Origin of the sequence: Pauljensenia sp. UMB3104, from assembly GCF_030217285.1 — a bacterium.
Lineage (GTDB): Bacteria > Actinomycetota > Actinomycetes > Actinomycetales > Actinomycetaceae > Pauljensenia.
This window is the reverse complement of sequence record NZ_JASONN010000516.1, coordinates 1-244: the sequence shown is the minus strand read 5'-3', so window position 1 is coordinate 244 and position 244 is coordinate 1. Positions and strand designations below refer to the sequence as shown.

At 56.6% G+C, this 244-nt stretch carries 1 protein-coding gene; it reads right to left on the bottom strand.

What is annotated here, in order from left to right:
* The coding region (locus tag QP415_RS12615) for a histidine phosphatase family protein (RefSeq protein WP_285100299.1) at positions 1 to 244 on the bottom strand (244 nt) is incomplete at both ends.

Below are 244 nucleotides of genomic sequence, written 5' to 3'. Positions count from 1 at the left end.
ACCCTGCACGAAACGAGTCAGCGCTGTGATCGGCATTTGGTGAGAAACCACCAACGCTTCATGCCCGCGGGCCTTGTCCAGGGCTGAGGAAACTGCCGCACTCATTCGCGACGCAGCATCAGCATAGGATTCTCCCCACGAGGGACGTAACGGATTGAGATAGAGGTGCCAGTAACGCGGATGCAGTAAGAGTGCACGGTTGGCGTTAATGGGCAGACCCTCGAAAGCTGAATCTGCTTCGATC